Genomic DNA, 13,982 nt, shown 5'->3' with positions numbered 1-13,982 from the left:
GGGGGCAACACTACTATAGTTTAACCGGTTATCCACAGAACGGAGGATTCCGGAAGATTTCATGAACGGAATGGATTCATTCACCCGGGTGTTCGCCCGCGAGCTGGCCGGTACGGGACTGGTGAAGGACCGGCAAAAAGACGGCACCTGCAGGGTTATCACCCCCACGGGCGCGCTGTGCAGCGCGGTATTCATAGCGGGCGCACTCCTTGAGGTGGACGGGAGGGTGAATGACCGCATGCAGGCCAGGGTCGCGGACCCGACCGGTGCATTCACGCTCGAGACCGGCCGGCAGGAGCGCGATACAGCCGGGATCCTTTCCTCGATACAGCCTCCGGTCTTTGTCACCGCCGTGGCGGAGATCCGCTGCCCGTGGGGGACCGGAGATGCGGCCTTCAGATGTGTGCTGCAGGATATCAGGGAGGTGACCCGGGACATCCGCGACGGCTGGGTGATCACCACCGCACGCGCTACACTCTTCCGGATCGAGGCGCTGGCCCGTGCGATGGAGAGCGGGGATAGAACCGGAACAATCGGGGAAGCCATCCTGCACTACCGGACCATGCCCGGGTACCTGAAGGATACCGCAACAGAGATCAGGGAAATTCTTGCAGGAATGGAACTATCTCCGGGTTGCAGGGAGACCGATATCGTCCAGGTCGTGCTTACCCTGATCCGGGATAACGGCGGCGAGAAGGGAATAACCCTCGAGGAGATCATCCGGGCGGGAACCGGGGAAGGTCTCTCCCCCGGTGAGGTCAGAAAAGCCGTGGAGTCGCTCCTTGCCGAGGACGAGTGCTACCAGCCCGTGAAGGGAACCATCAGGCTTCTATGAATATCGAATTCCTTTCACAGGGTCCGGCACTCCTGGTCGAGGGAAAAGAGCGGATCCTCGTCGTGGCGGATCTCCATCTGGGGATCGAGAGCGAGATGGCGCGACACGGGATCCATTTCTCCACCCGGAGCCGGGAACGGGCGAAACGGGTTATCGGGTGCATCGGGGAAGCCGAACCCGATTACATGATCCTGCTCGGGGACGTGAAACACAGCGTCCCGTACATCTCCCGGCAGGAGTACCGGGAGCTCCCCCGGGTGCTGGAAGAGTTCCGGAAATACGTCGCCTTCGGGGTGGTCCCGGGAAACCACGATCCCGGAATAGAGCGTTTTCTCGAGGAAGGGGAGCTCCTGGCGAGGGACGGGGTGGTCATCGATGGAACGGGCTACCTGCACGGGCATACCTATCCTTCCCCGAACCTGTCGGGAAGACTGATCATCGCCGGGCACCACCATCCGACCGCATCGCTGATGGACGAGGTGGGATGTGCGCTCAGGGCTCCGGCATACCTGCTCTCGCTGGTCGACGAATCCTGCCTGAATTTTCCGAAGCGGGAGGAACCCTCGACGCCAACGCGGGTCCTGCTCATGCCGGCGTTCAACGAGCTCTCGGGCTATGATATCCGGAAGATCGTGAAAGACCCGTTCAGCCCTCTCTCCCGGTGCCTGGACAAAGAACAATCCGAGATATTTCTCGCCGACGGGACCTACGTGGGCTCGGCCGGGTCGCTGGAGGACCATGGAGATCGCGAAGACCCTTGATCCCAGGGTACAGGCGTGTATCCGCAAACGGGGATTTTCAAGCCTCTCTGATGTGCAGCAGCAGGCAATCCCCATGGTCCGGGAAGGAAGGAACCTCATCCTGATCGCACCCACGGGGACGGGGAAGACAGAGAGTGCGATGCTCCCGGTCTTCGATGCCATGCTCGCCCAGCCGGCCGGAGGGTTTCGTACGCTCTACATCACACCCCTCAGGGCGTTGAACCGGGACATGCTCCAGCGGCTGGAATGGTGGTGCAAAGAGCTGGGCATCACGGTTGGCGTGCGCCACGGAGATACGCCGGCTGCCGAGCGAAGAAAGCAGGCCCTTTCCCCTCCCGACCTCCTGATCACCACTCCTGAGACGCTCCAGGCGATCTTCATGGGGAAGGTCCTCCGGAAACACCTGCAAAATGTAAGGTGCGTGGTGATCGACGAGATCCACGAGCTCGCCGGGGGAAAGAGGGGATCGCAGCTGGCGGTAGCGCTCGAGCGGATCGTCCCGTATGCAGGGGAGTTCCAGCGTATAGGGCTCTCCGCGACCGTGGGGAACCCGGACGAGATGGGGCGGTTCATGTGCGGGAAACGACCGTTCTCCGTGGTTGAGGTCCCCGTGGCAAAAAATCTCGATGTTTCGGTCGATTTTGCGGGAGATTCCTTCGAGAAGCAGGCGGATTGGGTTGCAAAAGCGATCGACAGGTATGGCTCGACCCTGATCTTCGTCAATACCCGGGTGACCGCGGAAGCGCTCGGCCACCACCTTTTCTCCAGGGGCGACGTGGAAGTCCACCACGGGTCGCTTTCACGGGACGTACGCATAGATGCGGAAGAGCGTTTCAAGTCCGGAAAGGTCCGGGCCCTTATCTGTACGTCGTCGATGGAACTGGGGATAGATATCGGGCACATCGAACACGTGATCCAGTTCGGCTCGCCGCGCGAGGTCGCGAGGCTCGTACAGAGGGTGGGGAGGGCCGGTCACCAGCTGAACGCCGTCTCCCGGGGGACCATCCTCGCCACCGGGTTCGACGACCTGCTGGAGTCCCTGGTCATCACCCGGAGGGCGAAGTCGGGGGAGGTCGAGGAGGTCCACCCCCCGAAGAACCCTGCGGACGTACTCGCAAACCAGGTGGCGGCCCTGGTAGTCGAATACGGCGAGATCTCCAGGACACGGATCCGGGAGATCGTGAGCGGATGTGCGAGTTTCGAAGACCCCGGACCGCTCCTGGACAGTGTCTGCGAGCAGATGCAGGGCCACCGCCTGATCCGGCTCGACGGCGACCGGGTGATCACCACCGCGCGGGCGCGGAGATATCTCTGGGGAAACCTCTCCATGATCCACGACGAACGAAAGGTCCCGGTCTTCGACATGGTGTCGCGGCGCACCGTGGGGACGCTCGACGAGTCGTTCGTGGTGAGCTGGGTGCAGACCGGGGCGGTCTTCATCACCAAGGGGCAGTTATGGCGGGTACTCGACTTCGAGGAAGGAAGGATCATCGTCGAACCGGCGCACAAAGCCCGGGGAGAACTTCCGTCCTGGGAGGGAGAGCAGATCCCGGTGCCGTTCCCGGTTGCTCGTGAGGTGGGTGCACTCCGGAGGACCCGGGACTTCTCCCCGTATGCGGCCAGGAAGGGGCCCCGGGATTTCGCGCTGCGGTTCCTGAACGACATGGACCTGAACCGGTCGCCGGTCGGGACGGATGACCGGATCGTACTGGAAAACTCTGCGGATGGGGTGGTATGCCATGTCTGCGCAGGACACAAGGCAAACGAAGCGTTAGGGAGAGTGATATCGATCCTCCTCTCCGCACGCTACGGTACCACGGTGGGGCTGGAGATCGACGCCTACCGGATCCTTCTTCGCCTGCCCTCGGACATAAAGGGAGGGCTGGTCAAAGAGACGCTGCTCACGCTGAAGGCCGGGCATATCCGGGGGATACTGGAGGTCGCGCTCAAGAGGACCGCGCTTTACAAGTGGAAACTGGTGCAGGTGGCGAAGAAGTTCGGTGCCATCGACCCCGACGCCGATTATGAGCGGCTGAGCATTCACCGTCTCACGGACCTCTTCGAGGGGAGCGTGGTGCAGCAGGAAGCGTACCGCGAACTCTTCTCGGTCTACATGGACGTCGGGGCGGCGGACAGGGTCCTCGAAGAACTGGAGTCCGGAAAAACCGGGCTCGTCATCTCGTTCCTGAGCATCCTCGGCGCCGAAGGGCTCTTCTCGTCCCGGGACCAGATCCCTCCCCCCACCCAGGACCAGGCGGTCATCGGGACCCTGAAGCGGAGGCTCGACCAGCAGGAGGTAGTCCTCGCCTGCATGAACTGCCGGAGCTGGAAATCCCGGACCACCGTTTCCCGGGTCCAGGATACCCCCGTCTGCCCGGTGTGCGGTGCAAGGCTCATCGCTGCCCTCAAACCGTGGGAAGAAGAACAGTACACCATCGCCAATAAGAAGAGGAAGACGGAAGAGGAGAGGAACGCCGAGATTAGGCTGATCAGGAATGCCAATATCGTCCTCTCCAGCGGGAAAAAAGCAATAATCGCGCTCTCGGCCCGCGGGGTGGGGCCTGAAAATGCGTCCCGGATAATCTCCACACTCGCGAACGGGGATGCATTCTACCGGGAGATCCTCAAGGCCGAGAGAAATTACATCAAGACCCACCGTTTCTGGCAGAGTTGAGCCGGATCTCCGGAAAAACGGGTTGCTGGGGGAAAACGCTCCGGAACGAAATGAGAAATTACATGTGATATCCGTGGCATACATATGATGATTTTATGCCGAAGAAGGACCGCAGCGCGGATACTTACGAAGAATTAGTCCGCAATTTTTCGATCGAGGTCCCGAAGGAGTACAATTTCGGGTTCGACGTGATCGACCGCTGGGCGGAGAAAGACCGGAACAAGCTGGCCATGATCTGGCTCAACCAGGACGGAAAAGAGAAGAAATACTCCTTCCGTGACCTGAAGAATCTCTCCAACCAGGCGGCGAACATCCTGATCAAGTACGGGATCCAGAAGGGTGACCGGGTAATGCTAATGCTCCCCCGGGTCCCCGAATGGTGGATATTCGTCATCGCCCTGATCAAGCTCGGTGCCGTGCTCTGCCCCTGCCCGACGATGCTTACCCCGAAGGATATCAAGTACCGGCTGAACGTGGGGAAGTTCAAGATGATCATCACCAACCTGGAGAACGCTCCGAAGGTGGAGGAGGTCATCGAGGAGTGCTCAACCCTGACCTGCAGGTTCCTGGTCGACGGGGACCGCCCCGGGTGGGTGGACTTCCAGAGCGAGCTGCTCTACCCTGCTCCGGTGTCTTTCAGGTCGGTCAGCCTGCCGTTCGGGAAGAAGACGCTTGCCACCGACCCCATGCTCATCTATTTCACCTCGGGGACCACCGGCGAGCCGAAGATGGTGCTGCATAACCAGAGTTACCCCCTCGGGCATATCGTCACCGCCCGGCTCTGGCAGGGTGTCACAGACAGGGACGTCCATTTCACCTCTTCCGACACCGGGTGGGCGAAGTGCGCCTGGGGAAAAATATTCGGCCAGTGGATAGAGGGAGCCTGTATATTCGTCTACGATGTCCGGGGTAAGTTCAAGGCGACCGAACTTCTCCCGCTTCTTGAAAAGTACGAGATCTCCACCTTCTGCGTCCCTCCGACCATCTACCGGATGCTCATCCTCGCGGACCTGGAGAAGTTCGACCTCCGGGAGCTCCGCCGCTGCACCAGCGCCGGCGAGCCGCTCAACCCCGAGGTGGTGCGGGTGTGGATGGAGGGCACGGGACAGACCATCTCCGAGGGATACGGGCAGACGGAGACGGTCTGCTGCATCGGCACGTTCAAGGGGATGGAAACCAAGCCGGGGTCGATGGGCAAACCTGCGCCCGGATGGCACGTGGAACTCCATGACGAGGACGGAACACCGGTGGAACAGGACGAGGAGGGGCGAATCGCCATCGGTCTCGACCCGCGCCCGGTCGGCCTCTTCGTGGAATATGCCAACAGCCCCGAGGCGAATGCGTCGTCGTTCGTCAACGGATTCTACTATACCGGGGACAAGGCATTCAAAGACAAGGACGGGTACTTCTGGTTCGTGGGCCGGGACGACGATATCATCAAGAGTTCCGGGTACAGGATCGGACCGTTCGAGGTGGAGAGCGCCCTCCTGGAGCACCCTGCAGTCCAGGAGTCGGCTGTGGTAGGGTCGCCGGATCTAATCCGCGGGGTGATCGTCAAGGCATTCATCGTCCTGAAGCCGGGATACAGCCCCTCAGAGACCCTGATTAAGGAGATCCAGAACCACGTCAGGAAGACTACCGCCCCCTATAAGTACCCCCGGGCGATCGAGTTCATGGACGAGCTGCCAAAGACCCTCTCCGGCAAGATAAAAAGGAATGAACTCCGCCAGAAGGAAATGGCGCGGTTCTCGAATAACAGCTGAAAAACCCTGTCCTGTTTTCCTTTTTTTTGCGACGATCGCGTCTTAACGGATTCTTCTTCCCGGATGCAGCACAATATCGGCCCTTGCCCTCTCCGCCCTGTCGAGCCCCGGCCCGATACCGGGGATGAATAAAAAAAGGCAGCTATATCAGGCCACGAATCCAACAAATTAAGTTATATGTCCCCCCCGGAGCATAATATGGCGGACTACGAGGAGACCTACCAGAATTTCTCCATTGAGGTCCCGGAATTCTATAATTTCGGTTTCGACGTGATAGATGCGCTCGGAAAAAAAGACCGGAACAAGCTGGCAATGATCTGGGTGAACCAGAAAGGGGAGGAGAAGAACTTCACCTTCCGGCAGCTGATGAACCTCTCCAACCAGGCGGCGAACATGCTGCTCAAGTACGGGATCAACAAGGGCGACCGGGTGATCATCCTGCTCACCCGGGTCCCTGAGTGGTGGATCTTCGCCATCGCCTGCATAAAGCTCGGAGCGGTATTCTGCCCCTGCCCCACCATGCTCACCGGGAAGGACTTAAAATACCGGGTCAATGCGGCGAAGATCAAGATGGTCATCACCGATCTCGAGAATTCCCCCAAAGTCGACGAGATCGCGAACGACTGCCCTTCGCTCTCGTGCCGCTTCGTGATCGATGCCGAGCTTCCGGGATGGATCAGTTACCCTGTGGAACTGGACTATCCCGCACCGGTATCGCGGTACCTCGTCAGCCTTCCGGGAATGGAGAAGACGAAGTCGACGGATCCCATGGTGATCTACTTCACCTCGGGGACCACCGGCGAACCGAAGATGGTGCTCCATAACCAGGCCCTCCCCCTGGGGCACCTCACCACCGGGAAGTTCTGGCTGGATCTCCGAGATAACGACCTCCACTTTACCCTTGCAGACACCGGGTGGGCGAAATCGTCCTGGGGTAAATTCTTCGGCCCGTGGGTCCAGGGCGCATGTATCCTCGTGTACGACACCAGGGGCCGGTTCAAGGCCACGGAATTATTACCGGTCCTCGAACGGTACGAGGTGACCACGTTCTGTGCCCCGCCCACGGTCTACCGGATGCTCATCCTGGCAGACCTTGAAAAGTTCGACCTCACGGAACTGCGCCATTGCGTGAGCGCCGGGGAACCCCTCAATCCGGAGGTGATCAGGGTGTGGAAGGAAGGGACCGGCCTCACCATATACGAAGGATACGGCCAGACCGAGCTGGTGCTCGTCATCGGGACCTTCCCCTGTATGCAGGCGAAGCCCGGCTCCATGGGCCGGCCGTCCCCCGGGTGGCACATCGAGCTCCACGATGAAGACGGAAAACTCACTCCACCGGGCGATGTAGGGAGGATCGCGATAAGGGTGAAACCGAAACCCGTCGGGCTTTTTGACGGCTACCTGAACGATCCCGCTGCAAATGAGGCAGTTTTCTCCGGCGACTTCTATTACACCGGTGACAAGGCCACTGTCGATGAAGACGGGTATTACTGGTTTGTGGGCCGGGACGACGACGTGATCAAGAGTTCCGGATACAGGATCGGACCGTTCGAGGTTGAGAGCGCACTCATGGAACACCCTTCCGTGAAAGAGGCGGCGGTGGTCGGCTCCCCGGACGTCATCCGGGGAATGATCGTGAAGGCATTCATCGTGCTCAAGGAAGGATGGGAACCCACCGAACAGCTGGTCAGGGATATCCAGAAGTTCGTGAAGAAGACTACCGCCCCCTACAAGTACCCCCGGGCGATCGAGTTCGTGGACGACCTGCCAAAGACGATCTCCGGTAAAATCAAGCGTAACGTCCTCAGGGACCGGGAAATGAAAGAATTCGAAAAGAATTCGAAGTAAGGCATTTCTCTTTCATTCTCCTTTTCCGGCCTTGAAGCCCTGCCGCTGTAATGTACTACTGCCTTCCGGAGCGTCTAAATGAAATTTTTTCCGGGAAAACGAGGTGTTCCCGATGAGTATCTTGATCTGGCAGGAGTATGATGATTCCGCTATGGTCGTTCCCCCCCGGACTCCGGGGATTTGTCAGGATCTTTCCCGTGGGATACGAACAACAATCGTGGTTCGGGCGGGTTGTTGGATGCTGATAATTAGGCACCTTTATTTTCCCGCGAGTCCAACCAGAAGGGAGAGCGAGGATTGCCGAGCCAGGTCAAAGGCGATAGGTTCAGGGCCTATTCGCGCAGGCGTTCGCCGGTTCGAATCCGGCTCCTCGCATTTCAGTGCGTTTTTTCTGGAATCCTTCCATCATGAGCCCGGGCATCATCGTATACGGTATCACGAATACACCATTTTAACGCCCGTCAGGCAATGAATGATCCGTTACCGGAGATTCTATTATTTTTTTTGTTGTCTCATTCACAACAAATCTTATGAATGTTGTGAGAGATACCTTGTAAGGATCAATGGCACTCCAATCCCCTTTCGAACTTTTAGTGAGAGCAATCATTAAAAGACCCGGGCTGGTCATGGGCGTCCTCATCGCGATGGTTCTGGTATCCCTTGTAGGGATGACCTTCGTGACCATGGCCACCGGTACGGATACCTACCTTGACAAGGATACCGAGAGGGGGATGCTGCTCGACAAATATACGAGCACGTTCCAGTCCGACAGCATTATGCTGCTGGTCGAGGCCGACGATGTGCTCAATCCCGACGTTTTGGCCTACATGGACAGGCTGCAGGGAGATGTCCTCACCCAGAAATACGTGACGGGGGCATCGAGCATAGTAGACATGGTCAAGGCACAGAACGGGGGCGTCCTTCCCAGTTCTTACGCGGAGATCGCCGCGGCGAGGGAGAACATCCCCCCAGAACTGCTCGAGCGGTACGTCCCCTCCAACCTGATGACCATCGGTGTCGTTACCATCGAGCCCGGGCTCTCCCAGGATGTGCAGGCGACGGTGATCGCAAACCTCGAATCGGTAATCGCCCTCTCCAACCCCCCGCCGGGAGTTAACGTGGTGGTGACCGGAAATGCTGCATTCCAGCAGCAGATGTCCCAGGAGATGGGGACCTCGATGGGAACCCTGATCTTCGCCGCCATGATCCTGATGGTGATCGCTGTGGGGATTTTGTTCTCCCACGTCCGCTATCGGTTCCTCTCGGTGGTTATCGTGGGGTGCGGCCTGATCCTGACCTTCGGGATACTCGGGTTTGCAAATATGCCCATCTCAATGGTGACCATAGGGGCATTCCCGGTCCTGATCGGGATCGGGATCGATTATGCCATCCAGTTCCATGCACGTTTCGACGAAGAAGCGAGACGTTCTCCGCTACCCGACGCAGTCAGGACCACGGTAACCAAAGCGGGCCCTTCTGTCCTCTACGCGATGCTCTCCACCTCAATGGGATTCATCGCAATGCTTATCTCGCCGGTGCCCATGATCGGCGGTTTCGGACTTGTCTGCATGATCGGAGTGATGTGCTGTTACCTGTTTGCCCTTATCGCGGTGCCCACAGTGGGGATTCTCCTGAAGTACCGGCCGAAGGTCCAGGCGGATACCGACGGAAAACCCGGGAAGAAGAATAAGATCGAACACTACAACGAGGCGATCGGGAAAGTCTCTGAAAAGGTTGCCAGGAATGCAGTCCCGGTTCTCATCCTCTGTGCGCTCGTGGCGTTCATCGGGTTCCAGATGGACAGCGAGATCGTGATCAACACCAACGAGGACACCTTCGTCCCGAAGGACATGCCGGCGATTATCAACCTGAACAAGGTCTCGCGCACCATGGGCTCGACGTCCTCGCTCCCGATCTTCGTCAGGGGGGCCGATGTCCTCTCTCCCGACACGATAGAATGGATGTACGGGTTCCAGCAGTACGAAGCGGCGCATAATGACAAGATCATAGGATCGCAGAGTATTGCCACCTATCTTGTGCAGTACAATGGCGGCGAGCTCCCGGGGACGGATACCGAACTCCAGCAGGTCCTGGAAAAGATACCCCGAGAAACCAGGGACCGTTATATTTCCGGCAACTCCGAGGCGGTTATCGAATTCTCCATGGTCGAGATGGAGAACGAGGTGGCTGCGTCGAACGTGGAAAATATCAAGAAGGATCTCGAATGGAACCAGCCACCCCCCGGGGTGACCGCTACGCTGACCGGTACCGGGGAGATGTTCACCAACCTTATCAACGAGATCTCCCAGGGCAAGACCAGAATGACGGCACTCGCGTTCGGCCTGATATTCCTCTTCCTCCTGCTCGTCTACCGGAAGTTCGGCCGCTCGATCACCCCGGTGATTCCCATCATGATGATCGTCGGGTGGAACGGTCTGATTATGTACCTCCTGGGAATCGATTACACGCCCCTTACCGCGACCCTCGGGTCGATGACCATCGGTGTGGCGTCAGAGTACACCATCCTGATCATGGAGCGGGTTTATGAAGAACGGGCGAGAGGAAATGAACTGCTCCCCGCGATCCGGATCGGTGTGAGCCAGATCGGGACCGCCATCACCGTATCGGGACTCACCACGGTATTCGGATTTGCCGCACTGACCATCTCGAGCTTCAATATCATCAGCAACTTCGGGATTGTGACGGTGATCACGGTCGGGTTCTCCCTTATCGGGGCCATCATCGTGATGCCGGCAATTCTTGCGCTCGTGGGAAAAGTGGACCACGTCAGGGTGGAACAGCCGGGAACTCCCGGGGACTGACCTTTTCCCGGGCGTCATTATTATTTCTTTCCTGGTCGAACAGACACTCAAATGTCACATCTGCCCTCCCGTTGCGATCTGGTATTAAAAAACGTCCTCCTCCCTTCCGGGAGGACTGCAGATGTCTCCGTGCACCGAGGCCGGGTCTGCCACACGGGATCCCCGATCTCCGCCGACATCTCCATCGAATGCAGAGGCAGGCTGGCGATCCCTGCGGGGGTCGACATGCACGTCCATATGAGGGGATGGTCGCAGAGTGCGAAAGAGGACTGGAACACCGGGTCTTTGAGTGCAATTGCGGGAGGAGTGACCGTGGTGGTGGACCAGCCGAATACCATACCTCCGCTCGATGCCCCCGGTTCGTACCGGGAGCGGGTACAGGACGGGCTTGTGCATTCGAACTGCAGCTTTGCGGTGAACGGCGGGGTCTCTCCCAAAGCGGACCTTGAAGGACTGTGGAATGCCGGGGCGATGAGTTTCGGGGAGATCTTCGCGGCTCCGTCCAGCTACGGCCAGGCACTCGATTCAGACCTCCTTGCCCGGGCACTCTCGAGAATAGGTGCCATGGGTGCGCTCGCAACAATCCATGCCGAAGAGGTGGCTCCGGGCCCCGACTGCAGCCTGACGGATCATGACCGGCTCAGGCCGGAGCGGGGTGAAGCCGCGATGGTACGTGAGGTGGAGCGAATGGCCTGCCCCGCAGGTGCCGAATTGCATTTCTGCCATTTGAGCTGCCCCGAATCGGTGAAGGCCGTCACCTCCGGCAGCGTGGAAGTCGCCCCTCATCACCTGCTTCTCTCACGGGATACCTTCTCCCCGCAGGACACGTGGGGAAAGGTGAACCCTCCTCTCCGGGAGGAAAAAACGAGGAGGGGCCTCTTATCGTGCTGGGATCGGATCGATGTAATCGCATCCGACCACGCACCTCACACGCGGGGAGAAAAGGCCGATGATTTCGACCGCGCCCCTTCTGGGATCCCGGGGGTGGAGACCATGATCCCCCTGCTCATGGCGGAGGTGAAACGAGGGGCGTGCGACCTTGGTTCCCTGATAACGAAGGTGTCACAAACCCCTTCGCGGCTCCTTGGGATAAAGGACGCGGGTTTTTCTCCCGGTGACCGGGCCGACTTCATCCTCTTCGAAGGGGAGATCTCCGCGGTAAATGCCGAGCGTCTGCATAGCAGGGCGCAATGGACCCCTTACGAAGGGATGCGGGCGCTGTTCCCGGCCGTCGTCGTCATGGAGGGCGAAGTGGTCTATCGGGATTGCGAATTCTTCCCCGGCCACCCGCGTTGGTACCCTGGAAGGGGTTATATATCATCCATGCCGAAGACTTTGGGTGCCGATAGCTCACTTCCATAGGTCCCCGGGTGATCGAGTGGCATATGCCTGGAGATGATCTTCGGGACAACCCGGTTGTGAAACAGGCACCGCCCGGCAAGGGTAAAGGCGGGTGAAGCACGGCACCAGCCACTTATGATCCGCAGCCGTTAATGCCGGGCGACACCCTAGTTCTTATTATGCCCCCGGATTTTGAACCCGCGCTCCGGGTTACAGGGAAAGGCGTGGTATTGAGCCTCGAGGTCTCCGCGGGCTCGAAATTCAACAGGTTTCCTGCGGGGTACAACGAGTGGCGGCACAGTATCGGCGTCCAGGTGACGGCCCCGCCGGTCGAAGGAAAGGCAAATAAGGCGATATGCAACGTGGTCGCCCGGGTTCTCGGGATCCCCGCTTCCCGTGTTTCGATCGTTGCAGGGTCGACGTCTTCACAAAAGCAGGTGCTGGTGCTGGGACTGGATAAGACTGAAATCCTTGCAGCCCTGGCCAGGGAGATTTGAAGAACAGGATCGGGAATGTGCCGTGCCGGCGGCAGACATCTCCTCGATCGGACCCGGGCTAAAAATAAAGAAATATGCTCTATTTTTGATAATTGCTAAAATATTTTACCTAATCATATAGTTTAAGTGATCCTACAACAGACGGTACAATGCCTATGATCACGCGTACATTGCACGTCATGATGCATGGGGGTGCATTTCATTGTATTCATCAGATACTACCAAGTACCTTATCCAGATTCACATCGAAGCGGAGGGGGTGGTCGAGAAACCCGACGTAGTGGGAGCCATATTCGGCCAGACTGAAGGGTTGCTCGGCGAAGACCTCGATCTGCGGGATCTGCAGAGAACTGGGCGTGTAGGTCGTATTGACGTCCAGATCACAAGTAAAAAAGGAGAAACGAAGGGCGAGATCACCATAGCGTCCTCGCTCGATCGAGCTGAAACCGCTATTCTTGCGGCCTCACTGGAGAGTATCGACCGTGTCGGACCGTGTGTCGCCCGGGTGAAGGTGGGATCGATCCAGGACATCAGGGTGAGTAAGAGAAAGAAGATCGTGGACCGGGCCAAGGAACTTCTCCTCGACTATTTCGAGGAGGGCACTATCGACAGCAACGAGCTGCTTGAAGATGTGCGGGAGAGCATCAGGATCGAAAAGATCAGCACGGTGGGAGATGACCGGGTTCCCGCCGGGCCGAATGTCCTCGAATCGGATGCAATAATCGTCGTGGAGGGGAGGGCGGACGTCATCAATCTTCTCCGCTTCGGGATCAAGAACGCCGTCGCGGTGGAAGGGACCAACATATCCCAGACCATCATCGACCTGTGTGAGAAGAAGACCTCCACCGCCTTCCTTGACGGGGACCGGGGCGGGGAGCTCATCCTCCGGGAACTCCTCCAGGTCGCGGATATGGACTTCGTCGCCTTCTCTCCCCGGGGGAAAAGCGTCGAGGACATGTCCCGGAAGGAGATCATAAAGGCACTCCGCAATAAGATCCCGGCCGAATACGTAAGGGAGCAGTACTCCGAAGGAGAAGAACCGGGAGAGGAAAAGACCCGCGAAGAGGTCGCACCTGCTGCCGGAAAAGAGGAGCCTCCCGAAAAGATCGAGAAGAGAAAGGGACCGCGAAAGATGGAGAGCACGGATTCAGCACCTGCCCCCCGGACCCTCAACGAACACCTGATCGCCGTAAAGGGCAAGCATGTGGCCCGTTTCCTTACCGGAGATTTTACCATCCTCAAGGAAGGAAAACCCGAAGATATCGAAAAGATTCTTGCAGAGGTGAACGGGAATGCAACCGGGCTCATCCTTGACGGAAACGTAAACCAGAGACTTCTGGACATGCTCGTGGGAAAAGGTCTGGAGTACGTCGCCGCAAGGGACTATAAAGGCATAATTAAACGTCCGCTTTCAATTCGGCTGATGAAAATCGCGTGAACA

The 13,982-nt window shown here is 58.4% G+C and carries 9 protein-coding genes and 1 tRNA gene; all 10 read left to right on the top strand.

Going from position 1 to position 13,982, the window contains the following annotated elements:
- Positions 1 to 61 precede the first annotated feature (61 nt).
- The 10 genes from J2741_RS02940 (at position 62) to dnaG (ending at position 13,979) form a co-directional block, all read left to right on the top strand.
- Positions 62 to 835, top strand: a complete 774-nt coding sequence (locus J2741_RS02940; protein WP_209673550.1) for a hypothetical protein — start codon at positions 62 to 64, stop codon at positions 833 to 835.
- Positions 832 to 1,596: a metallophosphoesterase gene (locus J2741_RS02935; protein WP_209673549.1), complete on the top strand. Its 765-nt coding sequence runs from the start codon at positions 832 to 834 to the stop codon at positions 1,594 to 1,596. The genes J2741_RS02940 and J2741_RS02935 overlap by 4 nt, the downstream gene beginning before the upstream one ends.
- On the top strand, positions 1,574 to 4,270 hold the full coding sequence (locus J2741_RS02930; RefSeq protein ID WP_209673548.1) for a DEAD/DEAH box helicase: 2,697 nt from the start codon (positions 1,574 to 1,576) through the stop codon (positions 4,268 to 4,270). The genes J2741_RS02935 and J2741_RS02930 overlap by 23 nt, the downstream gene beginning before the upstream one ends.
- Before the next feature lie 95 nt (positions 4,271 to 4,365).
- A complete protein-coding gene (locus tag J2741_RS02925) occupies positions 4,366 to 6,033 on the top strand; it encodes an AMP-binding protein (RefSeq protein WP_209673547.1) in 1,668 nt (555 codons plus the stop codon).
- A gap of 198 nt (positions 6,034 to 6,231) precedes the next feature.
- On the top strand, positions 6,232 to 7,881 hold the full coding sequence (locus tag J2741_RS02920) for an AMP-binding protein (protein WP_394357414.1): 1,650 nt from the start codon (positions 6,232 to 6,234) through the stop codon (positions 7,879 to 7,881).
- A gap of 290 nt (positions 7,882 to 8,171) precedes the next feature.
- Positions 8,172 to 8,256 (top strand) — tRNA-Leu (locus J2741_RS02915).
- A gap of 218 nt (positions 8,257 to 8,474) precedes the next feature.
- Positions 8,475 to 10,703 (top strand): efflux RND transporter permease subunit, encoded by a 2,229-nt coding sequence (locus J2741_RS02910; protein ID WP_342452210.1) that lies wholly within the window; start codon positions 8,475 to 8,477, stop codon positions 10,701 to 10,703.
- A 51-nt stretch (positions 10,704 to 10,754) separates the two neighbouring features.
- Complete coding sequence (pyrC, locus tag J2741_RS02905) at positions 10,755 to 12,065, top strand: dihydroorotase (RefSeq protein WP_209673544.1); 1,311 nt, start codon at positions 10,755 to 10,757, stop codon at positions 12,063 to 12,065.
- A gap of 158 nt (positions 12,066 to 12,223) precedes the next feature.
- Positions 12,224 to 12,541, top strand: a complete 318-nt coding sequence (locus tag J2741_RS02900; RefSeq protein ID WP_209673543.1) for a DUF167 domain-containing protein — start codon at positions 12,224 to 12,226, stop codon at positions 12,539 to 12,541.
- A gap of 202 nt (positions 12,542 to 12,743) precedes the next feature.
- A complete protein-coding gene (gene dnaG, locus J2741_RS02895; protein WP_209673542.1) occupies positions 12,744 to 13,979 on the top strand; it encodes a DNA primase DnaG in 1,236 nt (411 codons plus the stop codon).
- Positions 13,980 to 13,982 lie beyond the last annotated feature (3 nt).

Source organism: Methanolinea mesophila, from assembly GCF_017873855.1.
GTDB lineage: Archaea > Halobacteriota > Methanomicrobia > Methanomicrobiales > Methanospirillaceae > Methanolinea_B > Methanolinea_B mesophila.
Note: the sequence above shows the minus strand (reverse complement) of the source record. Positions and strands in the feature narration are given on the sequence as shown.